This is a genomic window from Mesorhizobium sp. WSM4898 (genome assembly GCF_029625845.1).
Lineage (GTDB): Bacteria > Pseudomonadota > Alphaproteobacteria > Rhizobiales > Rhizobiaceae > Mesorhizobium.
Genome location: NZ_JARTVQ010000004.1, coordinates 318,717 through 344,227, shown reverse-complemented (window position 1 = coordinate 344,227; position 25,511 = coordinate 318,717). Strand labels below are relative to the sequence as shown.

The 25,511-nt window shown below is 63.9% G+C and carries 26 protein-coding genes and 1 riboswitch; of the genes, 19 read left to right on the top strand and 7 right to left on the bottom strand.

Annotated features, from left to right (window positions below; all coding sequences use genetic code 11):
• Positions 1-22 precede the first annotated feature (22 nt).
• Positions 23-775, top strand: coding sequence for a crotonase/enoyl-CoA hydratase family protein (locus tag P9228_RS20950; RefSeq protein ID WP_127241113.1), 753 nt, complete (start codon positions 23-25; stop codon positions 773-775).
• A gap of 21 nt (positions 776-796) precedes the next feature.
• Here the strand turns inward: P9228_RS20950 and pdxH are convergent, their stop codons facing one another.
• Entirely contained in the window at positions 797-1,414 is a 618-nt protein-coding gene (gene pdxH, locus P9228_RS20945) for a pyridoxamine 5'-phosphate oxidase (protein ID WP_067327835.1), read from the bottom strand.
• A 40-nt stretch (positions 1,415-1,454) separates the two neighbouring features.
• Here pdxH and P9228_RS20940 point away from each other — a divergent pair, with 40 nt between their 5' ends.
• The 4 genes from P9228_RS20940 (at position 1,455) to P9228_RS20925 (ending at position 4,511) form a co-directional block, all read left to right on the top strand.
• Positions 1,455-1,919 carry an RT0821/Lpp0805 family surface protein gene (locus P9228_RS20940; protein WP_067327836.1) on the top strand — a complete coding sequence of 155 codons (465 nt, stop codon included), beginning with the start codon at positions 1,455-1,457 and terminating at the stop codon, positions 1,917-1,919.
• Between the two features lie 99 nt (positions 1,920-2,018).
• Complete coding sequence (locus tag P9228_RS20935) at positions 2,019-2,945, top strand: DnaJ C-terminal domain-containing protein (RefSeq protein WP_278055327.1); 927 nt, start codon at positions 2,019-2,021, stop codon at positions 2,943-2,945.
• 107 nt (positions 2,946-3,052) lie between these two features.
• Entirely contained in the window at positions 3,053-3,871 is an 819-nt protein-coding gene (fabI, locus tag P9228_RS20930) for an enoyl-ACP reductase FabI (protein ID WP_059186698.1), read from the top strand.
• 52 nt (positions 3,872-3,923) lie between these two features.
• Positions 3,924-4,511 carry a histidine phosphatase family protein gene (locus tag P9228_RS20925; RefSeq protein ID WP_095800309.1) on the top strand — a complete coding sequence of 196 codons (588 nt, stop codon included), beginning with the start codon at positions 3,924-3,926 and terminating at the stop codon, positions 4,509-4,511.
• Between the two features lie 207 nt (positions 4,512-4,718).
• Here P9228_RS20925 and P9228_RS20920 read toward each other — a convergent pair whose 3' ends face one another.
• Positions 4,719-4,976 (bottom strand): DUF1344 domain-containing protein, encoded by a 258-nt coding sequence (locus tag P9228_RS20920; RefSeq protein WP_066998075.1) that lies wholly within the window; start codon positions 4,974-4,976, stop codon positions 4,719-4,721.
• Positions 4,977-5,188: 212 nt separating this feature from the next.
• On the opposite strand from P9228_RS20920, the gene aroC reads away from it, so the two are divergent.
• The 3 genes from aroC to P9228_RS20905 all read left to right on the top strand — a co-directional run bounded on the left by aroC (position 5,189) and on the right by P9228_RS20905 (position 8,068).
• Positions 5,189-6,298 carry a chorismate synthase gene (gene aroC / locus P9228_RS20915; protein WP_278055322.1) on the top strand — a complete coding sequence of 370 codons (1,110 nt, stop codon included), beginning with the start codon at positions 5,189-5,191 and terminating at the stop codon, positions 6,296-6,298.
• A gap of 101 nt (positions 6,299-6,399) precedes the next feature.
• Complete coding sequence (ribB, locus tag P9228_RS20910; RefSeq protein WP_067327840.1) at positions 6,400-7,500, top strand: 3,4-dihydroxy-2-butanone-4-phosphate synthase; 1,101 nt, start codon at positions 6,400-6,402, stop codon at positions 7,498-7,500.
• Positions 7,501-7,531: 31 nt separating this feature from the next.
• Positions 7,532-8,068: a GNAT family N-acetyltransferase gene (locus P9228_RS20905; protein ID WP_095800306.1), complete on the top strand. Its 537-nt coding sequence runs from the start codon at positions 7,532-7,534 to the stop codon at positions 8,066-8,068.
• Between the two features lie 25 nt (positions 8,069-8,093).
• On the opposite strand, the gene P9228_RS20900 is transcribed toward P9228_RS20905, so the two are convergent.
• Positions 8,094-9,317, bottom strand: coding sequence for an MFS transporter (locus tag P9228_RS20900; protein WP_095800305.1), 1,224 nt, complete (start codon positions 9,315-9,317; stop codon positions 8,094-8,096).
• Between the two features lie 121 nt (positions 9,318-9,438).
• On the opposite strand from P9228_RS20900, the gene P9228_RS20895 reads away from it, so the two are divergent.
• The gene (locus P9228_RS20895; protein WP_066998060.1) at positions 9,439-10,029 is read left to right on the top strand and encodes a TetR/AcrR family transcriptional regulator; all 591 of its coding nucleotides are present in this window, start codon (positions 9,439-9,441) and stop codon (positions 10,027-10,029) included.
• Between the two features lie 144 nt (positions 10,030-10,173).
• Positions 10,174-11,154, top strand: coding sequence for a hypothetical protein (locus P9228_RS20890; RefSeq protein WP_095777995.1), 981 nt, complete (start codon positions 10,174-10,176; stop codon positions 11,152-11,154).
• A gap of 242 nt (positions 11,155-11,396) precedes the next feature.
• Here the strand turns inward: P9228_RS20890 and P9228_RS20885 are convergent, their stop codons facing one another.
• The 3 genes from P9228_RS20885 to bluB form a co-directional block, all read right to left on the bottom strand.
• Positions 11,397-12,251 (bottom strand): D-amino-acid transaminase, encoded by an 855-nt coding sequence (locus P9228_RS20885; protein ID WP_278055317.1) that lies wholly within the window; start codon positions 12,249-12,251, stop codon positions 11,397-11,399.
• 191 nt (positions 12,252-12,442) lie between these two features.
• Complete coding sequence (locus P9228_RS20880) at positions 12,443-13,624, bottom strand: aminotransferase class V-fold PLP-dependent enzyme (protein ID WP_278055316.1); 1,182 nt, start codon at positions 13,622-13,624, stop codon at positions 12,443-12,445.
• Positions 13,625-13,971: 347 nt separating this feature from the next.
• Complete coding sequence (bluB, locus tag P9228_RS20875) at positions 13,972-14,703, bottom strand: 5,6-dimethylbenzimidazole synthase (protein WP_278055315.1); 732 nt, start codon at positions 14,701-14,703, stop codon at positions 13,972-13,974.
• A gap of 42 nt (positions 14,704-14,745) precedes the next feature.
• Positions 14,746-14,924: riboswitch (cobalamin riboswitch) on the bottom strand.
• 114 nt (positions 14,925-15,038) lie between these two features.
• Between bluB and P9228_RS20870 the strand changes: the two genes are divergently transcribed.
• The 6 genes from P9228_RS20870 to P9228_RS20845 all read left to right on the top strand — a co-directional run bounded on the left by P9228_RS20870 (position 15,039) and on the right by P9228_RS20845 (position 20,088).
• Positions 15,039-15,965, top strand: coding sequence for a histone deacetylase family protein (locus tag P9228_RS20870; RefSeq protein ID WP_066998053.1), 927 nt, complete (start codon positions 15,039-15,041; stop codon positions 15,963-15,965).
• A 3-nt stretch (positions 15,966-15,968) separates the two neighbouring features.
• Positions 15,969-16,220: an exodeoxyribonuclease VII small subunit gene (locus P9228_RS20865; protein ID WP_095778033.1), complete on the top strand. Its 252-nt coding sequence runs from the start codon at positions 15,969-15,971 to the stop codon at positions 16,218-16,220.
• Positions 16,221-16,411: 191 nt separating this feature from the next.
• Positions 16,412-16,678 (top strand): DUF2277 domain-containing protein, encoded by a 267-nt coding sequence (locus P9228_RS20860; protein ID WP_127215633.1) that lies wholly within the window; start codon positions 16,412-16,414, stop codon positions 16,676-16,678.
• A gap of 8 nt (positions 16,679-16,686) precedes the next feature.
• The gene (locus P9228_RS20855) at positions 16,687-17,607 is read left to right on the top strand and encodes a pirin family protein (protein WP_095777992.1); all 921 of its coding nucleotides are present in this window, start codon (positions 16,687-16,689) and stop codon (positions 17,605-17,607) included.
• Between the two features lie 132 nt (positions 17,608-17,739).
• Positions 17,740-19,653: a 1-deoxy-D-xylulose-5-phosphate synthase gene (gene dxs, locus P9228_RS20850; RefSeq protein ID WP_278055312.1), complete on the top strand. Its 1,914-nt coding sequence runs from the start codon at positions 17,740-17,742 to the stop codon at positions 19,651-19,653.
• A 150-nt stretch (positions 19,654-19,803) separates the two neighbouring features.
• Entirely contained in the window at positions 19,804-20,088 is a 285-nt protein-coding gene (locus P9228_RS20845) for a hypothetical protein (RefSeq protein ID WP_278055310.1), read from the top strand.
• Here P9228_RS20845 and P9228_RS20840 read toward each other — a convergent pair.
• Positions 20,085-20,486, bottom strand: coding sequence for a GFA family protein (locus tag P9228_RS20840; protein ID WP_278055308.1), 402 nt, complete (start codon positions 20,484-20,486; stop codon positions 20,085-20,087). The two genes, P9228_RS20845 and P9228_RS20840, sit on opposite strands and share 4 nt — an antisense overlap.
• Positions 20,487-20,600: 114 nt before the next feature.
• On the opposite strand from P9228_RS20840, the gene P9228_RS20835 reads away from it, so the two are divergent.
• The 3 genes from P9228_RS20835 to P9228_RS20825 all read left to right on the top strand — a co-directional run bounded on the left by P9228_RS20835 (position 20,601) and on the right by P9228_RS20825 (position 25,462).
• Complete coding sequence (locus P9228_RS20835; protein ID WP_278055306.1) at positions 20,601-21,374, top strand: TlyA family RNA methyltransferase; 774 nt, start codon at positions 20,601-20,603, stop codon at positions 21,372-21,374.
• Positions 21,371-22,612: a class I SAM-dependent RNA methyltransferase gene (locus P9228_RS20830; protein WP_278055305.1), complete on the top strand. Its 1,242-nt coding sequence runs from the start codon at positions 21,371-21,373 to the stop codon at positions 22,610-22,612. The genes P9228_RS20835 and P9228_RS20830 overlap by 4 nt, the downstream gene beginning before the upstream one ends.
• A gap of 144 nt (positions 22,613-22,756) precedes the next feature.
• Positions 22,757-25,462 (top strand): caspase domain-containing protein, encoded by a 2,706-nt coding sequence (locus P9228_RS20825; RefSeq protein ID WP_278055303.1) that lies wholly within the window; start codon positions 22,757-22,759, stop codon positions 25,460-25,462.
• Positions 25,463-25,511: the final 49 nt, after the last annotated feature.

Below are 25,511 nucleotides of genomic sequence, written 5' to 3'. Positions count from 1 at the left end.
CAGTCAGCCGAAGGAACCGACCGTGACCGACCATATCCTCATCGAGCGCTGGGGCGCCGTGCAGATCATCCGTATGAATCGGCCGGACAAGAAGAACGCGCTGACGCGTGCCATGTATGCGAAAATGTCGGCCGCCCTTTCTGAAGGGGATGCCGACCCGACCGTTCGCGTCCATGTCTTTCTCGGGGTGCCCGGTGCCTTTTCTTCCGGCAACGACCTTGCGGACTTCCTGGTGATCGCCACCGGCGGCGAGGGGGGGAATGAGGTGTGGGATTTCCTGATGGCGCTGGCCAAGGCGGAGAAGCCGATGGTCTCGGGTGTCGATGGCATAGCGGTGGGCATCGGCACCACGCTCAATCTGCATTGCGACCTGACCTTCGCCACGCCGCGAACGCTCTTCCGCACGCCCTTCGTCGACCTCGGCCTCGTGCCGGAGGCCGGCTCGAGCCTGCTCGCGCCGCAGGTCCTCGGCCGCCAGGGCGCCTTCGCGCTGCTCGGTCTCGGCGAAGGTTTTTCGGCTGAGCGCGCCAAGGCCGCCGGCCTGATCTACGATGTGGTCGCGGAAGACGAGCTGGAAGGCGCGGTGCTGGCTGCGGCGGCCGAGATCGCCGCCAAGCCGCCGCAGGCGCTTAAGATTGCCCGCGATCTGATGCGTGAGCCGCGCAAGGAAATCGTCGCCCGCATCAAGGTCGAGAGCGAGCATTTCCGCGAGCGGCTGAAGTCCGACGAGGCGCGCGCGGCGTTGACCGCCTTCATGACCCGCAAGAAAGGCTGAAAATCTCCGCTCTCGGCGACCTCAGGGGTAGAGCCGCGTCTTGTCCCAGCCGCCGGCGTCGTTTCTCGAGAACACGATGCGGTCATGCAGCCGGAACGGGCGGTCGTGCCAGAACTCGATCGTCTGCGGCAGGATGCGGAAGCCCGACCAGTGTTTCGGCCGGGGGATTTCGCCGATCGCATAGCGCGCCGTGTATTCGGCCACCGCCTTCTCCAGCGCGAAACGGCTTTCCAGCGGCCGCGACTGTTTGGAGGCCCAGGCGCCGATGCGGCTGCCGCGCGGCCGCGTCGCATAATAGGCGTCAGCCTCGGCGTCGCTGACGATCTCCACCGGCCCGCGCACGCGCACCTGGCGGCGCAGCGATTTCCAGTGGAAGCACATCGCCGCCTTCATGCTGCCAAGAATCTCGCGGCCCTTGGCGCTCTCGAAATTCGTGTAGAAGACAAATCCCCTTTCGTCGAACCCCTTGAGCAGCACCATCCGCACATCCGGCATGCCGTCGGCGTCGACGGTTGCCAACGCAACGCCGTTGGGGTCGTTGATCTCGCTCTTGACGGCGTCGTCCAGCCACTCGGCAAACAGCCGGAACGGCTCCAAAGCCTCGGCGAAGTCACCGCTTGTTAACTCGCTTTCGTTCATAGTTTTCCAAATTTTTAACGTTGCGGGAGGAGTTCGCCGATTGTCGCGTATCGCGCAAGCTTTTGACAGCGGGCAATGGAGCGTTATTGCTTCGGCCAGCGCCAAGGCTGCGTTGCTGACATTGGCGCTTCCGCTCGCGGCCTGTGGCGCCGGCGGCTTCAGCCTCGAGAAGGCGGAGGTTGACCGCTCGATCATCACCTCCAGCGCGCCGTCCGCGCCCGCCGTGCCGGCAAGCAGCGACAACGACTCGGACCAGACCACGATCGGCAATGCGGTGTCTTCCGCCGACATCCAGGAGCTCGGCGGCCAGGCGGTGCCATGGGCCAATGCCGGCACCGGCTCCCGCGGCTCGATCACCGAGCTGGTGGAACTCAAGGATGGCGGCTTGACCTGCCGCCGCTTCAACGCGACGCGGGAAAGTTTCGACGGCGTCGCCATGTATCAGGGCGAGCTGTGCATTGCCGACGCCGGAGGCTGGCGCATGCAGGAGTTCAAGGCGCTCTAATTTCAGTCTCCATTGGCATCTTGCACCACTGGAATTTCTTCCTATGCGAGCGCATATAGAGGGCAACTGTGGACCCAATCTCTCTTTCAGGCAGGAAGCATGCGCGACCCCTATGAGGTGCTGGGCGTTGCCAAGAACGCCTCGGCCAAGGAAATAAAATCGGCGTACCGCAAGCTCGCCAAGCAGCATCATCCGGACCAGAATCCGAATGATCCGAAGGCGAAAGAGCGTTTTGCGGCCGCCAACCAGGCCTATGAGATCGTCGGCGACGAGAAGCGCCGCGCAGCTTACGATCGCGGCGAGATCGACGCCGACGGCAAGCCGAGATTCCAGGGCTTCGAGGGCGCGGCCGGTGGCGATCCGTTTGCCGGATTCCGCCGTCAGCAGGGCCCCGGCGGGGCGCATTTCGAATTCCGCACCGGTCGTCCGGGCGGCGATCCTTTCGACGGCAACAGCGACATCTTCAGCCAGATCTTCGGCGAGGCCTTTTCGGGTGGGCGCGGTCCAGGCCGTGGCAACCGTCGCCAGCCGGTCCAGGCGCCTGACCTCAATGTCACGCTGGACATCACCGTCGAAGAGGCCGCCACCGCGGAGAAGGTGACGGCGATGTTCCCTGACGGCCGCAAGATGGCGGTCAAGCTTCCCACCTATGTCGAGGAGGGCCAGACCATCCGCCTGAAGGGTCAGGGCGAGCAGGGGCCCGGCCAGCCGGGCGACGCGCTGGTCAAGATCCACATTCGCCGCCATCCGCGCTATCGCATCGAGGGCCGCGACCTGCATGTCGACCTGCCTATCGAACTCGCCGACGCGGTGCTCGGCGCCAAGGTGGCCGTCGAGACGCCGACCGGCAAGCTCGCGGTCAACGTTCCCGCATGGTCGAGCTCGGACAAGGTGTTGCGCCTGAAGGGCAGGGGCCTGCCGGAAAAAGTAGGTGGCCATGGCGATCTCTACGCCCATGTGCGGCTGATGCTGCCGGAGGGTGGAGACGCCGATCTCGAAGCCCTGATGCGCAAGCGGAAAGGCTGATCGAAGCGGTTTTCTCCTCAAGCCAGTCTGTTTTCGACGCTTGAAGGGGCCCTGTGCCTGTGCGATAGGGCTCCACAAAGCAGACATTCTTGCGGAGAATTGCGCACATGGCGGGTGGACAGGGCCTGATGGCCGGTAAGCGAGGCCTCATCCTTGGCGTCGCAAACAATCGGTCGATCGCTTTCGGCATCGCCAAGGCTTGCGTCGATCACGGCGCCGAAATCGCGCTGACCTATCAGGGCGAGGCGTTCAAGAAGCGCGTCGAGCCGCTGGCGGCGGAACTCAACGCGCATGTCGCCGGCCATTGCGACGTGACCGATCCGGAAAGCCTGGACGCAGTCTTTGCCGACATCGCCAAGCACTGGGGCAAGCTCGACTTCCTCGTCCATGCCATCGCCTTCTCGGACAAGGACGAGCTGACCGGCCGTTATGTCGAGACGACGCGCGATAATTTCCTGCGCACCATGGATATTTCGGTGTTTTCCTTCACCACCATCGCCAAGCGCGCCGAGCCGCTGATGAGCGAAGGCGGCTCGCTGCTGACGCTGACCTATTACGGCGCCGAGAAGGTTATGCCTCACTACAACGTCATGGGCGTCGCCAAGGCGGCGCTCGAGGCCAGCGTGCGCTATCTCGCCGTCGACCTCGGCGCCAAGAAGATCCGCGTCAACGCCATCTCGGCCGGCCCGATCAAGACCCTTGCCGCCTCCGGCATCGGCGACTTCCGCTACATCCTCAAATGGAACGAGTACAACGCGCCGCTCAAGCAGACGGTGACGCAGGAAGAAGTCGGCGATTCCGGCGTCTACTTCCTGTCGGACCTGTCGCGCGGCGTGACCGGCGAGGTCCATCACGTCGATTCCGGCTACCATGTCGTCGGCATGAAGGCGGTCGACGCGCCCGACATCTCGACCGTCAAGGACTAGTTCTCTCCGCCTGTCTATTCGTCCAGGCCCTGGCCCGACCTCCGGAGACCTGATGTATCCGCTCGTCTACATCGCGCGCCACGGCCAGACGCAGTGGAACGCCGAGGGTCGGCTGCAAGGCCAGGCGGATACCGATATCAACGAACTTGGCCGCGAGCAGGCGACGCAAAACGGCCGACGGTTGGCGGACCTTATCGGAAACGCCGCGGATTTCGATTTTGTCGCCAGCCCGATGCGCCGCACGCGCGAGACGATGGAACTGATGCGCGCGGCGATGGGTCTCGACCCGCTCGCCTATCGCACCGATCCGCGCTTGGTGGAGCTAAGCTTCGGCGACTGGCAGGGTTTCACCTTTGCCGAACTCGAAAAGCGTGTCCCGGGTTCGACCAAAAGCCGCCGCGCCGCGAAGTGGGATTTCCAGCCGCCCGGCGAGGGCGCCGAAAGCTACGAGATGCTGCTCGAGCGGATAAAACCCTGGTTCGACGCGCTTCGCCAGCCGACCGTCTGCGTCACCCATGGCGGGATCATGCGCTGCTTCTTCCGCTTCGTCACCGGCATTTCCAAGCAGGAAGCCGCCAGCCTCGACGTACCGCAGGACCGCCTGCTACGGCTCGAGGGCCGCACCCTGGAGTGGCTGTAGGGCCTGCGTTTCAGGCCGTGTGTTGGAGGTAGGCCGAAGGCCTCGAACGTCGCCATCCTGGAATCTGCGTTTGCGTCGCTGCGCCACTTGCTTCGCTCCAGGATGACGAAACGTTCGGCGCTCGGACTATTGGCAAAGGTGTCCTCTACCAACGTACTGCTACCAACGTACTGCGCCGTCAGCCAAGACCTCGCGGCGCAGATGATTCTAGTCGCTGTCCGGCAGCTGCATATCGGTCACGACATTCTCGCCATTGGTCACGTCGTAGGCGAGGACGATATCCATGCCGGGCTTCAGCGCGTCGAGATCGGTTTCGGCGTTGAGCTTGTAGGACTTTCCGTCGTCCAGCGTCAGCGTCAGCGTGTCCTTGTCGACCTTCTTGATCAAGCCTTCGGTCTGGCCGGCGAACGCGGCAGCGGTGGAAATGAGCAACATGGCGCAGGCGGCGCCAATCAGGGTACGCATCGTCGTCCTCTTTGGTCATTGCGCCGGCATGAGCAACGGCGGATCCTCAACGGCGGATGGAAGAGAGCAGAAACCAACCGAATGTGTCAAAACTAAATCCTCCAGATCACAGATTGATGCATCCGATCACCGTTTGACCGCTGTGGAAAACGCCAATAGAAGGCACGCTTGAACCGGCGAACCGGGTCCGCGCCGGGCAGGGCGTTTTTTCCATGTCTCACAACACCTTCGGCCATCTTTTCCGCGTCACCACCTGGGGTGAAAGCCATGGCGCCGCGCTTGGCTGCGTTGTCGACGGCTGCCCGCCCGGGATCCGCTTCAAGCGCGAGGACATCCAGGCCGAGCTCGACCGGCGCCGCCCGGGCCAGTCGCGCTTCGTCACCCAGCGCCGCGAGCCGGACGAGGTCAAGATCCTCTCCGGCTTCATCCTCGACGAGGACGGCGAGACGATGATCACCACCGGCACGCCGATCTCGATGCTGATCGAAAATGTGGATCAGCGCTCCAAGGACTACGGCGAGATCGCGCGCCAGTACCGGCCGGGCCATGCCGATTACACCTATGAGATCAAATATGGGTTGCGCGACCATCGCGGCGGCGGCCGCTCCTCGGCGCGCGAGACGGCAGCCAGAGTGGCGGCCGGCGCGCTGGCACGCAAGGTGGTGCCGGGCATGGTGGTGCGCGGCGCGCTGGTCTCGATGGGTGAAAAGTCAATCGATCGCGCCAATTGGAACTGGAATTTCATCGGCGATGCGGAAAACCCGTTTTTCACCCCCGACCCGGCCTCGGTTCCGGTCTTTGCCGCCTATCTCGACGGCATTCGCAAGGCCGGCTCGTCGGTCGGCGCGGTGATCGAGATCGTCGCCGAAGGTGTGCCGGCGGGCCTCGGCGCGCCGATCTATGCCAAGCTCGACCAGGACATCGCCTCCGGCCTGATGTCGATCAACGCCGTCAAGGGCGTCGAGATCGGCAACGGCTTCGAAGCCGCCCGCATCACCGGCGAACAGAATGCCGACGAGATGCGGATCGGCAATGACGGCAAGCCGGTGTTTTTGTCCAACAATGCCGGCGGCATCCTCGGCGGCATCTCGACCGGCCAGGCGATCGTCGCCCGCTTCGCCGTCAAGCCGACCTCCTCGATCCTGACGCCGCGGAAATCGATCGACAAGGATGGCAAGGACGTCGAGGTCATGACCAAGGGCCGCCACGATCCTTGCGTCGGCATCCGCGCGGTGCCGATCGGCGAGGCCATGGTTGCCTGCGCGATTGCGGATCATTATCTGCGCCATAGAGGACAGACGGGAAGGGGAGGAGGGCAGTAAGGCAGCAGGAGAGTATGTTACGTCGCATTCGGCGACGCCAAACTTTTTCCGTTCCCCTACTCCCTTACCGCCCTATTCCCCAAGCGAGCTAGCGAGCGTCCATGCCATACGACCAGAAGAAGATCGTCGAAGCGATCCGCGCTTTCGAGCGCGGCGAGATCGTCGTCGTCATGGACGATGATGGGCGCGAGAACGAGGGCGACCTGATCGTTGCCGCCGTCCACTGCACGCCGGAAAAGATGGCCTTCATCGTCCGCAACACCTCCGGCATCGTCTGCACGCCGATGCTGCGCGAGGACGCAAGGAGGCTAAACCTTGCGCCCATGGTGGCCGACAATGATTCCGCCCACACCACGGCTTTCACCGTCAGCGTCGACTTCAAGCACGGCACCACGACGGGTATTTCGGCGGACGACCGCACGCTCACCGTGCGTAACCTCGCCAATGGCAATGTTGGTGCCTCCGACTTCGTGCGGCCCGGCCACATCTTCCCGCTGATCGCGCGCGAAGGCGGTGTCTTGATGCGCTCGGGCCATACGGAAGCCGCGGTCGACCTGTGCAAACTCGCCGGGCTGCCGCCGATCGGCGTCATCTCCGAACTGGTCAACGACGACGGCACCGTCAAGCGTGGACCTGAGGTGCAGGCTTTCGCCGCGCAGCACGGGCTGAAGCAGGTTTCGGTCGCCGATCTCATCGCCTATCGCCAGCGCAAGGAAACGCTGGTCGAGCGCGTCGCCTGCTCCGACATCGAGACGCCCGGCGGCAAGGCGCAGGTCTTCACCTACACGCTGCCCTGGGATTCCATGCACCATGTCGCGGTCGTCTTCGGCGACATCCGCGACGGCGAGGAGGTGCCGGTGCGGCTGCATTCGGAAGACGTCGTCACCGACGTCTTCGGCACCAGCCACCGCTTGGACCACATCATGAAGGCGATGGGCGAGCGCAAGCGTGGCGTCATCGTCTACCTGCGCGAAGGCTCGGTCGGCGTCGCCCATCAGGAGCGCAAGCGGCCACAAAGCGGCGACCGCGAGGATCACGAAGAGGCGCGCCGGCGCGAGAACGAGTGGCGCGAGATCGGGCTCGGAGCGCAGATCCTCAAGGATCTCGGCATTTCCTCGATCAACCTGATCGCCTCGCGCGAGCGCCACTATGTCGGCCTCGAAGGATTCGGCATTCACATCGCCAAAACGGAAATTCTCTGACGTTTCGGCCGACAGGCGGCGGAGAAAAACGATGGCCGCGCCATTGCCTGTCAGCCAGCAGACCGAACGATTGCTGCTGCGCCGGCCCAAACAGGCGGATCTGGAGTTTCTGGCCGATCTTTTTTCGCGCCCCGAACTGGTGGCGCATCGCCCCGACCCGACGCCGGACACGCCGCAGCAGAGCGCTGCAAGGCTCGCTCGCGACATCGATCATTGGGACAGGCACGGATTTGGTCGCTGGGCGGTCGAAGCCAACGAGAGGCTGATCGGCTTCGGCGGTGTCACCTTATCGAGCGATTTCGATGGGCTGAACCTGTCCTATCATCTTCATCCCGAGACCTGGGGGCATGGCTACGCGACGGAACTGGTCCGGGGGACCTTGCACGCGGCTTTCGGCCCCTTGCGCGCCGATCGGGTGATCGCACTGGCGCGTCCCGCCAATCCGGCATCGCGGCGCGTGCTGGAGAAATGCGGCTTCGTCTTCGAGCGGGAGATCATGCTCCATGGCGCGCCGACGGGGCTTTACGCAGTCCCGGCGGCGAAGTTCGTTCAAAAGCAGGACATATAGGCAGCCAGAGCCGGATGCATCGGTATCATCCAGCCGGAGCAATCGCCGCTTCGCATTCATTCGGGTCGCAGTCCGGCGTCGCCAGCCGACACTGGCCGGCGAGCACGGTGACCAAAGCGACTGAGCCTGCCGCCACCGACACCCAGAACCCGTTCTGCGGTCCAAAAGTGTCGACCATCCAGCCGGCGGCGAAGGAGCCTAGCGCCATGCCGATGCCGATCCCGGTGGTCACCCAGGTCACGCCTTCCGTGAGCATTGCCGGCGGCACGTGGCGTTCGATCAGGCCAAAGGCGGTGATGAAGGTCGGCGAGATGGCAACGCCGCTGACGAAGACGGCTAGCGCCAGGGTCGGCACCGTGTCGGCAAAAAGCAGCGGCAGCGTGGTGAGCGCGATGACGGCGACAGCTATCGCGAGTTGGCGTTGCAGCGGCGTGCGCAAACTGAGCGCGCCGACGATGATGCCGAGCACGAAGGATCCCAGTGCATAGACGCCGATGACGAGGCTGGCTGCTTCGGGCTGGCCCAGCTCTTCAGTAATGGCAACGGTGGTGACTTCCGTGGTTGCGAAGGTCGCGCCGACAAAGATCAGCGCAAAGGTGATGATCTGCACCGGCCGCAGGCGGATCGCCGAACCGGCCGCGCCATCCTCGGCCGGGCGAATGGGCGGTTCCGTCGAACGCTGCAGCAGGAATGCCGCCGAGCCGAAGGCGAGCAGCAAGGTGCTCACCACCATCCCGGCTTCCGGGAATAGCGCGGCGCTCAAGCCCACCGACAGCGATGCCCCAGCGACATAGACCAGCTCGTCCGCGGCCGATTCGAAGGCGAAGGCCGTATTGAGCTCGGGGCGGTCGCGAAAAATCTCGGTCCAGCGCGCCCTGACCAGCGCCGGGATGCTGGGCATTAAGGCGGCAAGCAGCGACGATAGGAACAAGGTCCACACCGGCCAGTGCTGGTTGGCCGCGACGATCAAGGTCGCGAAGGCAAGCGCCGAGACAAGTGTCGTCGGCACGGCAATCCGGCTCTGGCCGAGGCGGTCGACCAGCCGCGAGACCTGCGGCGACAGGAAGGCGTTGACCAAAGCGTATGTGGCCGAGACGGCGCCGGCCAGCCAGTACTCGCCATGCGTTTGTGACAGCATCGCCACAATGCCGATCGGCGCCATGGCGATCGGCAGCCGGGCGATGAAGGCTGCCGCGGCGAAGCTCTTCGTGCCAGGAGCCCGAAAGATTTCCGAATATGGGTTTCGCATGGTCCCGTTCCTCGACAAGGGAAGGCGCCGCAATTACATACGCAGCGTATGAATGTCAGATAGTTCATACGTCGCGTATGTCAATTAGCATACGACGCGTATGTGAATAAGACCAGGAGCCATGCACAAACCCCGCAAGGAGATGATCGCCGAGACGCGCGCCAAGCTGATCGCGGCCGCGCGCCATGCCTTCGGCACGATCGGCTATGCCGAGGCCTCGATGGACGATTTCACCGCTTCGGCGGGTCTGACGCGCGGCGCGCTCTATCATCATTTCGGCGACAAGAAGGGGCTCCTGCAGGCGGTGATCGCCGAGATCGACGCCGAGATGGCGGCGCGGGTGAACGAGGTGGCCTCGCGGGCGCCTACTCGCTGGCAGCATTTCGTCGACGAATGCACCACCTATATCGAGATGGCGCTTGAGCCGGAAATCCAGCGCATCATGTTCAGGGACGGCCCGGCCGTGCTCGGCGATCCGGCTCAGTGGCCCAACGCCAGCGCCTGCACGGCTTCAATGACCGATCACCTGTCAAAGCTGCAGGAGGAGGGCGTCGTCGTTCCCGATCTCGACCCCGAGACCGCAGCGCGGCTCATCAACGGCGCCAGTAGCCAGGCCTCGCAGCGCATCGCCAATGCCAAGGATCCGGAAGCGACGTCGAAGAAGGTTGTGGCGGCGTTCAAGCAGCTGCTGGAAGGCCTGAAAACCAAATAGCATCCGGTCGCGGCGTTCCGGGCAATCACTCGGGTCCGCGCTGCCTCAGACAATTGTCCCCCGCTCAAAATCCCTCCGACATTGACTTTGGCAGGAGCGAGCGCATCCTCTCCCGCCAATTCTCTGAGGCGGAGGGTCGGGGCCATGTGGGACTTCAGCATCGGCCGGTCGGTGTCCATCATGATGCGGACGTGGCCGTTCATCGTCTTTCGCATCATCGTCTATTTCGGCATCACGGTGGCCTACATAACGGCGACCGGCACCGGCGCCAGCGTCGGTTACGGCGTCGGCCACATCTCGACCGATCCGGACGGGCCGATGTCCTTTGCCTTGTGGGGTGGGGTCGTCGGCTTCGGCGTGGTCTCGATCGCCGTCTACTGGATCCGCGAATACATTCTCTATGTGCTCAAGGCAGGCCATATCGCCGTCATGGTCCATCTGATCGACGGGCAGGACGTTCCCGACGGCCAGGGCCAGATCGCCTATGCGCGCGAAGTGGTGACGAAGCGCTTCGCCGAGGCCAACATCCTTTTCGTCGTCGACCAGCTGGTGAAAGGCGCCATCCGCGCCATCACAGGGCTGATCGGCGGCATTGCTGCGTTCCTACCCATTCCAGGCTTAAGCGGTCTGGTGAGCTTCATCAATACCGTCATCCGCCTGTCGCTGACCTATGTCGACGAGATCATCCTCGGCTACAACATCCGCACCAATTCCAACTCGCCTTTCGAGACCGCCAGGCAAGGCGTCGTGCTCTACGCGCAGAACGGCAAGTTGATGGTCAAGAACGCCGTCTGGCTGGCGGTGATCATGTGGGGTGTTTCCTTCGTCATCTTTCTTTTGATGCTGGCGCCCGCCGCCGCGATCCTCTGGGCCATGCCGGGCCAGCTTGCCGGCTGGGCCTTCGTGTTGGCCATCGTCTTCGCCTGGGCCTTCAAGGCGGCTTTCATCGAGCCCTTCGCCATCGCTTCGCTGATGCAGGTCTACTTCGCCACCATCGAGGGCCAGGTCCCCAATCCGGAATGGGACCGGCGCCTGGCCGAAGCCTCGTCCAAGTTCAGGGAGCTGCGCGACAAGGCGCTCAGCCCCTTCGGCGGCTCGCGCTGGGATTCGCCAAGGACCGCTTGACTAGAGTCAGAGAAGATGCCTCGCCAATGGAAGGATCGCCGACAGCATCTGGCGCGAACGCCAGTCTAGCAGCGGCCTTGTCAAGCTACTTGGGCGCCGCGAGTGCTCGGGCGAGCTATTCACGTGCAGGGCTGGCGTCAGGAGTGCTTGAGTTAGCGCGGTCTATATGCGCCCTGAGTAACGCCACCGGCAGGTTGCGTATCGAGGTTTGACGCCGCAGAGAACACCGTCGACGATCAACGCTAGATCGCCGATGCTCGGCTTCTATCGAGATAAATTTGTCGCAACCGCCGGGTGACTACGCCCGGCAGCCCGTTGCCGATCGGCGCACCATCCATCCTGACCACCGGGTTCACCAGCCCGGATGATGACGTTGAAAACGCCTCCGTCGCAAGTCTGGTCTCTACTACTGTGAATGGGCGCTCCTCCACCCGCAGATGAAGTTCACTTGCGCACTGCAGAACGACTGCCCGGGTAATCCCGTGCAGGATATCGCTCGAGAGATCCCGCGTGACGATCGTCCCATCCGAAGTCACGATATGGGCGTTGTTGGAAGAGCCTTCCGTGACGTAACCATCCCTCACTAGCCATGCGTCATCGGCGCCGCGTGATTTCGCCTGCATTTTGGCCATGGAGGGATACAGGAGTTGCACCGTTTTGATGTCGCAGCGCCGCCACCGGAGATCTTCCACGGTTATGACGTGCTGGCCGCGTATGGCGACCGGATTTTCGACAAATGCCTTCTCTTGTGTGAAGAGCACCACGGTGTTGGGCGTATCCCGAGTAGGAAATATGAAATCGCGGTCGGCCGCGCCCCGGGTGATCTGCAAATAGACAAGTCCCTCGGATACATTGTTCCGTCCAATGAGCTCCCTGTGGATCTTCAAAAGATCTGCTTCGGTCAGGGAGAACGGCATATCGAGCTCACGGAGCGATCGCCGCAGGCGCGCCATGTGACTGGCAAAATCGACGAGCTTGCCATCAAGAACGAGCGTGACCTCATAGACTCCGTCGGCGAACAGGAAGCCCCGATCGAAGACCGAGATACGGGCCTCGCTTTCCGGTAGATAGGATCCACTCACGTAGACTTGGCGCATTGATCGACCTCAAAAATGCAGACCACGCTCACCGCCTTGAGCGAAACTATTGAACTCTTGTCAGGGTGCAGGCCTGGGCAGCTTTAAGCGCAAATAGCGGCGCTGCCATCCTGCACCCCTCGACTGCGAAAACGCTATTCGCCAGACAGCAGACGGCTAAGGTCGGGCACAGCCAGAGAAAATTCGTCGGTTCACTCCACAGCGCTTCGCAGCGCGGCGACAAAGGCATCAAGATCGCGCTTAAGCATGTAAATGTGTGGCGAAACCCGCAAACCCTCGACGTGCTCGACCTTGCGGTATTTCACGTGGACCTGGTGTTTCTCGCGAAGGTCGCGCTCGAGTTGCTGCATGTCGATGCTGTCGATCGAAAACAGACTTATCGCAGCGAGGCTGTCCGTGTCGGTCGGCGTATGGAGCCTGAAACCGGGAATGTCCTGGACGAGACCTACCCAATATCGGGTGAGTTCGCGCAGTCGCGCATGCATCCGTTCCGCGCCGATCGCCTTGTGGAATTGAATTGCGGGCGCGATTCCTGCCTGGACAGCGGAATTGTAGGTGCCGAGATTCCAATGGTCGAACCTGTCTATGTGCACCGCGGGCTGGTCGAAAGGTGCAAGCAATGGCCAGGTGGTATCGATCCGGCGTTCGCTGACGACCAGCATCCCGTTGCCGATAGGAGCACCGAGCCACTTGTGCAGGCTGGTGACAAAAAAATCGCAATCGAGTTCGCGGAAGCTGACCGGCATCTGAGCAAAAGTCTGGGCACCGTCGACGACAGTCATGATGTCGCGCTCCCGCGCGATTTCGCAGAGCCGGTTCACCGGCAGGACACGCCCGTTCCAGTGGTACATGTGGGTCAGCTGCAGGACGCGGGTACGCGGGGTCATCGCCTGAACATAGGATTCGATGATGTCGTCGTCGCTGTCCATGAGGTCGAAGGTGCAGTTTAAAACCTCGATGCCCTCGCGCTGTTGCCGCTGCAGCCAGCCCGCACGAACGCTGGGGTAGTCCCAAGGCGAGATCAGCACTTGATCGCCCTTAGTCAGCGGTATTCCGAAGATCGCTGTCGAAAGACCCTCCGACGAATTCCGGTTCAGCGCGATCTCTCCGGGGCTGCAATCGATCAGTTCCGCCAGCTCGCGTTTGATATGAGGAAGTGCTGTGTCGAGCTTGCTCCACATATTGTAGTCGGGATTGCGACTGATGAAGCGGTAGGCGTCAACCGTCGCTTCCTCGACAACAGTCGGTGGAGGACTGACCGCGGCGTTGTTCAAGTTGAGGAATGGTTCTTGCGGGGGGTATTTTGCGCGGATGCGCTCCCATTCCGCTTCGTCCTCATGTTCGGCGGACCGATCTATTGCAAAAAAATTCATGGGAACACGCCGGGTCTCATCTATCGCCCGACAATAAGCGCCGTAGCCCAGCTCAATCTGCCTATTCACATGACAAGACAGAATTTAATTGCGAAACGCCGGTGAATTCGCGAGACGCTGAAGCCCGAGAACGACATCGCTTGGCACAGGGTTAGCCGTGAGGAAGGGAGTGCGGAGATCCGGCCCAATCACGCCAGGAAGAACCGTCACGTTGTCGAGCGATGCGCGAACAATCCCCGGTTTTCTGAGCGGGCAACGACGGTCAGGCTTTCCAATGCGCCATTGCGCAAACGCGAAGCGCGATGGCGCGTTGCGGTTGGGGCGGGTCTATGGAACGCCGAGCGGTTCTAAGGCTTCAATCGTTCTCCGAGACGAGCGATCGCCGATTTGAGCGGCGCCTCGCCGGCGCCGCAAAAGGTCTCGCTCATCACCAGCTCGGGCAGCGGCAGGCGCTTGCCCCAGCCATGCGCTTCGAGGTCGGGCCTTGGCGCGAATTCCGAGACGCGGCCGACGCAGAGATAGGCGATCGGCGTGACGTGCTCGGGGATCGACAGCAGTCGCTTCAGCGCTTCGGGCTCGATGATGCTCACCCAGCCAACCCCGACGCCTTCCGCCCGCGCCGCGAGCCAGAAATTCTGCACCGCGCAGACGGTGCTGTAGAGGTCCATCTCCGGATTGTGCCAGCGCCCGAGCGGCGAGTTCTTCGAGCGCTGGCGGTCGCAGGTGATGCAGAGGTTGAGCGCGCTTTCGCAGATGCCCTCGAGCTTCAGCTTGCGGTAGAGCGCCCGCCGCTCCACCTCGATCGCCGGCAGTTCCTGTTCGCGCGCGGCGAGGAAAAGGTCGCGCACCTGCCGCCGCCTTGTGGCGTCCCGGATGATGATGAAGTTCCAGGGCTGCATGTAGCCGACCGACGGCGCGTGGTGTGCCGCGGTGAGCAGCCGCGCCAAAACGCTGTCGTCGAGATCGTCGGTAAGGAAATGGCTGCGCACGTCGCGCCGGGTGAACATGGCCCGGTAGACGGCGTCGCGCGCCAATTGGTCAAAGTCATCGCCGCCGGCGGCGGCTGTTCGTGCCTGCATCGCTTGTCCCCTTGCGATAAGCAGTCCTCCGCCTGACCATGCGGATGACCATGTCTGCCGGGCCGGTCTTCTGGCTCGGGATCGACCCGCATCCGGCGCCTTCCCGTCTGGGACAGTGGCGTTTGCCGGCGCGGTCCCCCTCACAGCGTTGGGCACGCCACGGATTTCAACCGTGTTCCCGATTCTCCCGCGTTGCGGGCACCAGGCAGCGACGCGACCTTATCGCGAAGCCGAAGCCGGGCCAATGCCGCCAGCGACACGATTGGGCGCGATTTCCCCAATCATTCGGCGCTGGAACATGGCTATCCGTGCGACAGGTGCCTAGATTAGGCGCCATGACCACTCGTCTTTACACTCATCCGGTATTCCTGGAACACCTCACGCCGCCCGGCCACCCCGAGCGGCCCGACCGTTTGCGCGCCATCGAGCGCGTGCTCGACGACGAGGCTTTTTCGGCCCTCGACCGCGTCGAGGCGCCGGAAGGCGACGAGGCGACTATCCTTTACGCGCATCCGGAGGATTTCGTCGGCCGTGTCCGCGCTGCGATTCCCGAGACGGGGATCGTCTCGATCGATGCCGACACCAGCGCCAGCCCGAAAAGCTGGCAGGCCGCGGTGACGGCGATCGGCGCGGCGAACGCCGCCGTCGACGATGTGTTCGAGGGCCGTGCCGCCAATGTCTTCGTTGCCGCGCGTCCGCCCGGCCATCACGCCGAAAAAGCGACCGCGATGGGCTTTTGCCTGTTCAACACCGCGGCGATCGCCGCCCGTTATGCGCAGGAGAAGCATCTGGCCGAGCGCGTCGCCATCGTCGATTGGGATGTGCATCACGGCAACGGCACGCAGGACATTTTCTGGGACGATCCGTCGGTGCTCTATTGCTCGACCCACCAGATGCCGCTTTATCCGGGCACCGGTGCCAAGAGCGAGACCGGCGCCGGCAACATCGTCAACGCGCCGCTTGCGCCGAGCACCGGCAGCGACACGTTCCGCGACGCCTTCCTGTCGCGCGTGCTGCCGTCGATCGACGCCTTCCAGCCGGATCTGATCATCATTTCCGCCGGTTTCGATGCGCACCATCGCGATCCGCTGGCCGCGATCAACCTGACCGAGGATGATTTCGACTGGGCGACCGGCCAGCTGATGGAGCGCGCCGGGCGCCACAGCGGCAACCGGCTCGTCAGCCTGCTGGAGGGCGGTTACGATCTGCAAGGATTGGCATTTTCGGTCGCCGCCCATGTCGGGCGGCTGATGAAGGGATGAATGATGGCTGATGAAGCTAACCAAGACGTCAAGGCGATGAGCTTCGAACAGGCGCTCGACGCGCTGGAGAAGATCGTCGATGATCTGGAGCGCGGCGACGTTCCGCTCGACCAGTCGATCAAGATCTACGAGCGCGGCGAGGCGCTGAAGGCTCATTGCGACCGCTTGCTCAAGGCCGCCGAGGACAAGGTCGAGAAGATCAGGCTCTCGCGCGACGGCAAGCCGGTTGGAACGGAGCCGCTCGACGCCGAGTGAGGTGTATTGATATTCAGGTGAGGCCGCCTGCAAACGCGGCTTTCTGCGGTTCCGGTGCTCACGTCCTTCAAGTACGCTCCGGTCCGGTTCTCGGAACCCGCCATTTTCGGCTCGGTCTGACCTGAATCTCAACACACCTCGGTGCACAATGTCAGACCGCTTCGGGCAGAAAGCAGGTAAGGAGTTAAAGCATGTGCCGAAACATCAAGACCCTGTTCAACTTCGATCCGCCGGCGACCGACGACGAGGTCCATGACGCGGCGCTGCAGTTCGTTCGCAAGCTGAGCGGCGCGACCAAGCCGTCCAAGCGCAACGAGCATGCCTTCAACCACGCCGTCGAGGCGATCGCCGCCGCCGCGCGCGAGCTGCTTGACAGCCTCGAAACCACCCAGCATCCGCGCAACCGCGAGGATGAGGCCGCCAAGGCGAAGGCCCGATCCGCGCTCCGCTTCGCCTGACGCCGGTCATGAGCTTCTTTCCGGGCAACGATCCTGAGGCCGGCGACGCCTTCGCCTGCGACCAGATCGAGTTGATGGTCATTCCGAACGCCAAGGACATTGGCGGCTTCGAGGTTCGCCGCGCCTTGCCGACGGCGAAGCGCAGGCTGGTCGGTCCGTTCATCTTCTTCGACCGCATGGGTCCGGCCATCCTGCGCGCCGGCCATGCGATCGACGTGCGCCCGCATCCGCATATCGGGCTTTCCACCGTCACTTATCTGTTCGACGGCAAGATCAGGCATCGCGACTCGCTCGGCACCGAAATGGTGATCGCGCCGGGCGACGTGAATTTGATGACCGCCGGCCGCGGCATCGTTCATTCCGAGCGCACGCCCGAGGAATTGCGCGGCGCGCCGATGTCGATTTCCGGCCTGCAAACCTGGCTGGCGCTGCCGGACAGCAAGGAAGAAATCGCCCCGGTGTTCGCGAACACGTCGGTCGTCCAACTGCCCGAAATCGATGCCGAGGGCGTTAGCGGCCGCGTCGTCATCGGCGAATTTTCCGGGCTGCGCTCGCCCGTCGCGACCGCCTCGGAAACGCTCTATGCCGATCTGCGGCTGGCGGCGGGCGCCAGCGTCAAAATCCCCGGCGACGCCGAGGAACGCGCCATCTACACGCTGGAGGGCGAGGTTTCGATTGCCGGCGACCGTTTCCCGGCCGAGCGGCTTTTGGTGTTCAAACCGGGCGAGGAAATCGTCGTGTCGTCCGAGCGCGGCGCGCATTTCATGCTGTTCGGCGGAGCGTCGCTGGGCTCCAAGCGCTATATCTGGTGGAATTTCGTTTCGTCCTCGAAAGAACGCATCGAGCAGGCCAAGGAAGAATGGAAGACGGGCCGCTTCGATATCGTTCCTGGCGATGAGGAAGAATTCATTCCGCTGCCGGAAGGTTAGCGCAGGATGGACATTCTGCGCCAGGCGCGTCACTGACACGCATTTACATTGGCGCGCCATCAGCCTATCTCGCGCATAGCAAAGCGCATATTTGAAGGTTAACCCAAGGTTAAGTTGACAGGCCGTCCCAGAGTGAACCCGAAGCCTGACACGCCGCTCCTCGACAAAGTCCGCATCCCCGCGGATTTGCGGACGCTTGATGAAAGCGAGCTGCCGCAGCTGGCGACCGAACTGCGCGCGGAGCTGATCGATGCGGTGTCGCACACCGGCGGCCATCTTGGCGCCGGTCTCGGCGTCGTCGAGCTTACGGTTGCGCTGCACTATGTCTTCAACACGCCAGAAGACCGGCTGATCTGGGACGTTGGCCACCAGGCCTATCCGCACAAAATCCTGACCGGCCGCCGCGACCGCATCCGCACGCTTCGCCAGGAAGGCGGTCTCTCCGGCTTCACCCGGCGCGCAGAGAGCGAATACGACCCCTTCGGCGCAGCGCATTCCTCGACTTCGATTTCGGCCGGCCTCGGCATGGCGATGGGCCGCGACCTCTCGGGCGGCCGCAACAATGTCATCGCCGTCATTGGCGACGGCGCCATGTCCGCCGGGATGGCCTATGAGGCGATGAACAATGCCGGCGCGCTCAATGCCCGCCTGATCGTCATCCTCAACGACAACGACATGTCGATCGCCCCGCCGACCGGCGCAATGAGCGCCTATCTGGCGAGGCTTGCCTCCGGCAAGACCTATCTCGGCCTGCGCGATTTCGGCAAGAAGCTGACCTCCTATCTCGGCAAGCGCGCCGACAGCGCCATCACCCGCGCCGTCGAGCATGCGCGCGGTTACGTCACCGGCGGCACGCTGTTCGAGGAGATGGGATTCTTCCACATCGGCCCGATCGATGGACACAATTTGGAGCACCTGATCCCGGTGCTGAAGAACGTCCGCGACAATGGCGACGGTCCCATTCTGATCCATGTCGTCACCCAGAAGGGCAAGGGCTACGCGCCGGCGGAGGCCGCCGCCGACAAGTATCACGGCGTCAACAAGTTCGACGTCATCACCGGCGCGCAGGCGAAAGCGCCGGCCAACGCGCCGAGCTACACCAAGGTCTTCGCCGAGAGCCTGATCCAGGAGGCGCGCGAGGACGAACGAATCGTGGCGATCACCGCCGCCATGCCGAGTGGCACCGGCCTCGACCTCTTCGGCGAGGTGTTCCCGGCCCGAACCTTCGATGTCGGCATTGCCGAGCAGCACGCGGTGACCTTCGCCGCCGGCCTCGCCACCGAAGGCTACAAGCCCTTCGCCGCCATCTATTCGACCTTCCTGCAGCGCGCCTACGATCAGGTGGTGCACGACGTGGCAATCCAGAAACTGCCGGTGCGCTTCCCGATCGACCGCGCCGGCTTCGTCGGCGCCGACGGCGCCACGCACTGCGGCGCCTTCGACACGACCTTCCTCGCCTCGCTGCCCGGCTTCGTCGTCATGGCCGCCGCCGATGAGGCGGAGCTTCGCCATATGGTGCGCACGGCAGCCGACTACGACGGCGGCCCGATCGCCTTCCGCTATCCGCGGGGCAACGGCGTTGGCGTCGACATGCCGGAGCGCGGCTCAGTGCTCGAGATCGGCAAAGGCCGCATTCTCAAGGAAGGCACCAAGGTGGCGCTGCTCTCGTTCGGCACGCGGCTGCAGGATTGCCTGCTGGCCGCCGAGGAACTCGGCGCCGCGGGCCTTTCGACCACCGTTGCCGACGCTCGCTTCGCCAAGCCGCTGGACGAGGATCTCATCCGCCGCCTCGCGCGCTCGCATGAGGTTCTCGTGACGGTAGAGGAGGGCGCGGTCGGCGGCTTCGCCAGCCAGGTGCTGCATTTCCTTGCCCATGAAGGCCTGTTGGAAAACGGTCTCAAGGTGCGCCCGCTGGTCTTGCCGGACGAGTTCACCGATCACGCCAAGCCTGAGAAGATGTATGCCGACGCGGGCCTCGACACGACCGGCATCGTGCGGACGGTTTTCGCCGCACTCGGCCATGGAATGCAGGCGCAGCGCGCCTGAATCGAAAACTCAGCTCTCCGATCGAGTTTGCTGGCTGCGGCTGCAACTGTTTGTTTAGGTTTTCATTTGGCCGTTCGGTTACCTTGTCTTTTGGCCGATTTTCAACGGGCGCCCTGCTAAAACCCTGGTCCTAGGCAGGGGATAAGAACAATGAAATCGTTCCTTTGCGGCATGGCCCTGCTGAGTGCCATGGCCGCGCCGGTGGCAGCCGAAACGCGTTACGACCGCAACCTCGAAAAGGCGGTGATGGACATCGTTGCCGGCAAGATGGGCAACATCCGCGGCGGCTTCTCCTACAAGCAGGCTCCCCAACTGGTGGTGCCGCAGGAAGCCGCGCCGACGGCGCCGGCTCCTGCTGAGCCGCGCGAGCAGGCCTCCCACAATGACGGCCTGATGCCGGCGGTCGAGCGCCCGGTCTCGCGGACTATTTTCTAAAACCACATATCGCGCACGCAGCGGCCGTCGCGCGGCAGGTCGTCGAACGTTTCGAGGCCGTCGAAATGCTCGATCGGCAGGTCGGCGACCGCCTCCGGCGGGGCCAGCCTGACATTGACGGCGATGCGAATGCGGCCGCTCGAGCCGGGGCGCAACCCGCGCCAGGCGAGCACGCAGGCGCATTTCGGACAGAACAAGATTTCCAGCGCGGGCTCGGCCACCTCGACCCGCCTGTAGGAGCTCGTCCGACCTGCGATGCGGATGCGCTCGTCGACATAGTCATAGGCCCAGAGCGTGCCGTAGCGGCGGCAAAGGGTGCAGTTGCAGGCGGTGATCGATCCCGGATCGCCTTCCAGCGTCCAGTGAGCGGCGCCGCAATGGCAGGTTCCCTTCAGCATGGCTCCTCCTCGCCCGGGTGAGCGGACTATAGGCACCGGCATTCTGCCGTGCCCCGCGCTATATTCAACAGGGCTGCCATTGCCTTCGCCGCCGGCTTTCGCCAATGAAGGCCGATGAGTTCCTCTTTGCCCGCCAGCGCGCGTCCGCGTCTCGACGAACTGCTCGTCGCACGTGGCCTGTTCGCCAGCCGTTCCCGCGCCCGCGACGCGATCGAACGCGGCACCGTCACTGTCGACGGCGCAGTCGCCCGCAAGCCGGGCCAGCCCGTCGCGCCACACTGTGTCGTTACCGTCGACGATCCGGCGCAGGCCTATGTGTCGCGCGCGGCGCTGAAGCTGATTGCCGGCCTCGACCATTTCGGCCTCGATCCCTCTGGGCATGAGGCGCTCGATATCGGCGCCTCGACCGGCGGCTTCACCCAGGTGCTGCTCGAGCGTGGTGCTACCCATGTCACGGCGATCGATGTCGGTCACGGCCAGATGCACCCGGAAATTGCCACCGATCGGCGGGTCACGGTCATTGAAGGGCTGAATGCGCGGGACCTGACCGCCGCCGATCTTGGCGACCGCGTTCCGGATTTCCTGGTCTGTGATGTCAGCTTCATCTCGCTGAAGCTGGCGCTGCCGCCGGCGCTGGCCTTGGCGGGCGAGGGCGCCAGGGCGCTGCTTCTCGTCAAGCCGCAATTCGAGGCGGGTCGCGAGGCGATCGGCAAGGGCGGACTGCTCAAGGACCCGAGCGGGGCCGAGCGCATCGCCGCCGGTTTGCGCGACTGGCTTGCCGGCATGCCGGGCTGGCGCGTGCTTGGGCTGCATCCATCGCCGATCGAGGGCGGCGACGGCAACCGCGAGTTCCTTCTCGCCGCGATCAAGGACGCGGCATCGCCATGAGCGCGCGCTTCACCATCACAAGGCTCGGTTCGCAGGGCGACGGCATCGCCGGTGCCGATGGCGGTGAGGTCTTCATCCCGTTCACGCTGCCTGGCGAGACGGTCACCGCCGCGCGCCAGAAGGACCGCGCGACGCTGATGTCGGTTGTTGAGACTTCACCGCTTAGGGTTGATCCGCCCTGCCGCCACTTCACCGAATGCGGCGGCTGCGCGTTGCAGCATTTCGAGGCCGACGGCTACCGGCAGTGGAAACGCGAACGCGTGGTGCAGGCGCTCAAGATCAAGGGCATCGCTGGTCAGATCGACGCGCTGGTGCCTTGCGCGCCGCACACGCGCCGCCGCGTCGTCTTCAGCGCTCGGCGCACCGAGGCCGGCATGCTGCTCGGTTTCGTGCGCGCGCTCTCCTCCGAGATCATTCCTATCGAGGAATGCCCGATCTCGCTGCTGGCAATCGTTGATGCGCTCGATCCTTTGCGAAGACTGGCAGGACTGGTCTGCGCGACGCCGAAAGCCTTCCACATGACCGTCACCGCCACGGCGTCCGGCCTCGATGTCGCCGTCCATGACGCGGGCAAGCTCGGCGAAAACCAGCGCCGCATCGCTTCCAATTTTGTGATGGCCGCGGGCTTGGCGAGGCTTTCGATCGACGGCGAGGTGATCGTGGAGCCGAAGAAGCCGGTGGTGCAGTTCGGCTCGGTCGCCGTCGCCCTGCCGCCCGGCGCCTTCCTTCAGGCGACGGAGGCCGCCGAGCAGACGATGGCCGGTCTCGTCTGCCAGCACCTGTCGCGTGTCAAGAAGATCGCCGACCTGTTCGCCGGCTGCGGCAGCTTCGCGCTCCGGCTGGCGGCGAAGTCGGAAGTGCATGCCGTGGAGGGAGACGCCCCAGCGCTGGCCGCGCTCGACCGTGCTTTCCGCTTCGCCAGCGGCTTGAAGCGCGTGACCAGCGAGCGTCGCGACCTCTTCCGCAGGCCGCTGACCTTCAAGGAGTTGAGCGGCTTCGACGGCCTCGTCTTCGATCCACCGCGCGCCGGCGCGGAGGATCAGTCCAAGCAGATCGCCCGCTCAGACGTGCCGCTGGTCGCGGCCGTCTCCTGCAATCCGACGACGCTGGCGCGGGATCTGCGCATCCTCATCGACGGCGGCTATCAACTGAAGAGCGTGACGCCGATCGACCAGTTCCTGTGGTCGCCGCATGTCGAGGCCGTCGCGCTGCTGGAGAAGCCGAAGCGGCGCCGGTAGTCCGCGAGAGCCGGTTCGCAAGAAACTTGAAGCCTCTCTTTTCCGAAATTTGCGCCCTAAAGCCGCCTTCTTGCAGGTCTTAGTTTTGCGCTGTTAGGGAAACATTCCTGCTCTTTCGGCGTTACTGAAATAAGCGGATGGCGGATGGCGGATAACGGACAGCGCATTGCCATGCAGACGCTTCTAAAATTCCTCAGCCTCATCGTTCTCATCGCTTTTGGCGCCGCGTCCGCGACCGGTGCGCTCGCGCAAGAGCAAAAACGTCTCGCCTTCGTCATCGGCAACGGCGCCTATCAGTCCGGCGAGCTCGCGACTGCCGCCAATGACGCCGGCCTGATCGCGCAGACCCTGCAGGCGGCAGGGTTCGACGTCGTCGGCGCGCGCGATGTCGATCAGGACTCGCTGCGCGGCGCGCTGCGCGATTTTCTCGGCAAGGTTTCCGCCGCCGGTCCCGACGCGGTCGTCTTCGTCTATCTTGCCGGCCACGGCGTGCAGTTCGAGGGGGAGAACTACTTTCTTCCGGTCGATGCCCAGATCGCCAGTCCAGCCGACGTGCCGCTTCAGGCGATGCGGCTCTCCGATGTCACCCGGTCGTTGGCCGGATTGCCGACGAAGGTAAACATCGTCGTGCTCGACGCGGCGCGGCCTGATGCCTTGCCCAAGATGAGCCAGCCCCTGGCCGGTGGTCTCGCGCTTGTCGATCCCGACCCGAACATGCTGATTGCGTTCAACGCGGCTCCGGGAACGGTCGCGCCGGAAGGCAAGGGCCCTTACGGCGCCTATGCTCAGGCGCTCGCCGAAATGATACGCGAGGGCGGGTTGTCGGTTGACGAGGTGTTCGACCGCACGCGGCTGCGCGTCAACGAGATGACGCAAGGCGCGGAAGTTCCGTGGCATGCCTCGAAGATCACCGCGCCTTTCGTCTTCTTCGACCGTGCCGCGGACGCGCCCGCGCCCAAGGTTTCGGAGGCCGAATCCCGCTCCAACCGGACCAGGGCGATCCAGGATTTCGACGCTCGTGACGCTTATATCGCGGCTCTCGACCGCGACACGATGCGCGGCTACGAGGATTTCCTCGTCGCCTATCCACACGATCCGATGGCTAAGCGCGTGCGCGCCATTGTCGCTGCGCGGCGCGAGGCGATCACCTGGCGCGAGACCTGGCTGGAGGACACGCCGGAAGCCTACTGGTCTTATCTGCGGCGCTATCCGCGTGGTCCGCATGCCTGGGACGCACGACGGCGGCTCGAACATTTCGACGCTGCCCTGGAGCCGCCGGAGGAGTTCACCGTCTATGAGTATGATTTGCCGCCGCCGCCGGAGGAGGAAATCATCTATATCGACCGGCCGGTGCTCTATTTCGACGATCCCGATTTCGACTTCGAACCGCCGCCGCCGATCACGGTGATCTTCCTGCCGCCGCCGCCGCCGGATTTCATCGTGCTTCCGCCACCTCCGCCGCCGGTCGACGTCTTCATCCTGCCGACGCCGGTATTCGTGCCGATCCCCGTATTCATCAACCCGCCGCGCCACGTCGTGCCGCCGCCGAACGCCATCATCTTCAACAACATCCACAACACGACGGTCATCAACACCATCAACACGACGATCAAAAACGAGACCATCGATCGGGCCGCGCAACCGAGCGCCGGTGTTCAGCTTGACCGCCGTACAGCCCGGAAAACGATGGAAGGCGCCGTTGGTGGCCGCGCCGATGCGCTGGCGGCCAAGGTTCCCCTGCCGCCGCTTCTGCAGAAGAGGGCGGCCAAGTTCCGTCAGGCCACATCCAATCAGCAGCAACAGGGCGCCCTGCCGCCGAAGCCTGGTCAGCGTGTTATCCAGCGCCAGCAGCCTGACACCTCGCCGGAGACCTCGTCCAGAACCGGCAAGCTCTCAACCGATCACGCTTTGCCTGGAGCCGATGGCAAGAGGCTGCCGCTGGTCAACGGCAAGCCGGCGCCCGACGGCCAGAACTTGCCCGGCAACAAGTTGAAGAGGCAACCCGGCAGGCAAGGCGTCTCGGGCGGCAACCAAGAGGCGATCGGAAATGCCGGTCCTGACCGGACCGGGAAGCAGGACACGGATCGGAACAGGGGCAAAAAGCTCCGCAACCTGCCCGCCGTCAACGGCACGCCGGCCGACAACGGGCAGAGCGCGCGGGAGAAGTTCAGGCAGAACAATCCCAAGGCTTTATCCGAACGGAGCGGTGGCAAGCCGAGGAAGCTGACGCGCAAGGATTTGTCCGCAGGCCAGTCCGTGGTCGAACCGAACGAACAAGGTTCGGCCGCCGCGAGCGACAAGGGCAGGAAGGTCCGCAAGCTGCCTACCGTCAACCGGATGCCGGCCGAGAACCGGCCGAGCGTGCGCGAGCGGCTCAGAAAGAACACCCCCGAAATGTTCTCCGATGACAACCAGGGCTCGGCCAAGAGCAAGAAGTTCCGCAGACTGCCGAGCGTTAGTGGTGGGCCAACCGACAATGGACCGGCCGTGCAGAAGCGGCTCAGGAGGAACAGTCCGACCCTGTTCTCCGACGAGAATCAGGGCTCGGCCAGCGGGAACGACAGGCGCAGGACGTTGCGCCGGCTGCAGAACGAAGAAGGTTCCGCCGGCCGGGATGTCACCGTCCAGCGCAACTTCAAAGTCAACAGGCCGAACGACAATGCGCAGCGCCAGTTCAGGCAGGAAAGGCCTAACGAGCAGGTGCTGCGGCGGCAGAGATCGGAGCCTCGCCCGGAATTCCGTTCGCAGCCGAGGCCGCAGATGCAAGAGCGGAGTGTCCCCCGGGAGAAGCCGCAGCCCAAGAAGAAGCTCTCTTGCGGACAGCAGGGCGAGCCGGCCTGCAACCAATAGGTTGGCGCGGTCGAGCCTGCGCCTTACCTTTGCGAGCCGATTTTTCGGC

Coding starts and splice junctions, on each gene's coding strand:
- P9228_RS20880 (WP_278055316.1), bottom strand. CDS start 13,624: ATGAATTTTTTTGCAATAGATCGGTCCGCCGAACATGAGGACGAAGCG.
- P9228_RS20870 (WP_066998053.1), top strand. CDS start 15,039: ATGACCACTCGTCTTTACACTCATCCGGTATTCCTGGAACACCTCACG.
- P9228_RS20885 (WP_278055317.1), bottom strand. CDS start 12,251: ATGCGCCAAGTCTACGTGAGTGGATCCTATCTACCGGAAAGCGAGGCC.
- ribB (WP_067327840.1), top strand. CDS start 6,400: ATGCCATACGACCAGAAGAAGATCGTCGAAGCGATCCGCGCTTTCGAG.
- P9228_RS20895 (WP_066998060.1), top strand. CDS start 9,439: ATGCACAAACCCCGCAAGGAGATGATCGCCGAGACGCGCGCCAAGCTG.
- P9228_RS20860 (WP_127215633.1), top strand. CDS start 16,412: ATGTGCCGAAACATCAAGACCCTGTTCAACTTCGATCCGCCGGCGACC.
- P9228_RS20925 (WP_095800309.1), top strand. CDS start 3,924: ATGTATCCGCTCGTCTACATCGCGCGCCACGGCCAGACGCAGTGGAAC.
- P9228_RS20865 (WP_095778033.1), top strand. CDS start 15,969: ATGGCTGATGAAGCTAACCAAGACGTCAAGGCGATGAGCTTCGAACAG.
- P9228_RS20905 (WP_095800306.1), top strand. CDS start 7,532: ATGGCCGCGCCATTGCCTGTCAGCCAGCAGACCGAACGATTGCTGCTG.
- aroC (WP_278055322.1), top strand. CDS start 5,189: ATGTCTCACAACACCTTCGGCCATCTTTTCCGCGTCACCACCTGGGGT.
- pdxH (WP_067327835.1), bottom strand. CDS start 1,414: ATGAACGAAAGCGAGTTAACAAGCGGTGACTTCGCCGAGGCTTTGGAG.
- P9228_RS20825 (WP_278055303.1), top strand. CDS start 22,757: ATGGCGGATAACGGACAGCGCATTGCCATGCAGACGCTTCTAAAATTC.
- P9228_RS20840 (WP_278055308.1), bottom strand. CDS start 20,486: ATGCTGAAGGGAACCTGCCATTGCGGCGCCGCTCACTGGACGCTGGAA.
- fabI (WP_059186698.1), top strand. CDS start 3,053: ATGGCGGGTGGACAGGGCCTGATGGCCGGTAAGCGAGGCCTCATCCTT.
- P9228_RS20845 (WP_278055310.1), top strand. CDS start 19,804: ATGAAATCGTTCCTTTGCGGCATGGCCCTGCTGAGTGCCATGGCCGCG.
- P9228_RS20890 (WP_095777995.1), top strand. CDS start 10,174: ATGTGGGACTTCAGCATCGGCCGGTCGGTGTCCATCATGATGCGGACG.
- P9228_RS20935 (WP_278055327.1), top strand. CDS start 2,019: ATGCGCGACCCCTATGAGGTGCTGGGCGTTGCCAAGAACGCCTCGGCC.
- bluB (WP_278055315.1), bottom strand. CDS start 14,703: ATGCAGGCACGAACAGCCGCCGCCGGCGGCGATGACTTTGACCAATTG.
- P9228_RS20835 (WP_278055306.1), top strand. CDS start 20,601: ATGAGTTCCTCTTTGCCCGCCAGCGCGCGTCCGCGTCTCGACGAACTG.
- P9228_RS20855 (WP_095777992.1), top strand. CDS start 16,687: ATGAGCTTCTTTCCGGGCAACGATCCTGAGGCCGGCGACGCCTTCGCC.
- P9228_RS20920 (WP_066998075.1), bottom strand. CDS start 4,976: ATGCGTACCCTGATTGGCGCCGCCTGCGCCATGTTGCTCATTTCCACC.
- P9228_RS20900 (WP_095800305.1), bottom strand. CDS start 9,317: ATGCGAAACCCATATTCGGAAATCTTTCGGGCTCCTGGCACGAAGAGC.
- P9228_RS20830 (WP_278055305.1), top strand. CDS start 21,371: ATGAGCGCGCGCTTCACCATCACAAGGCTCGGTTCGCAGGGCGACGGC.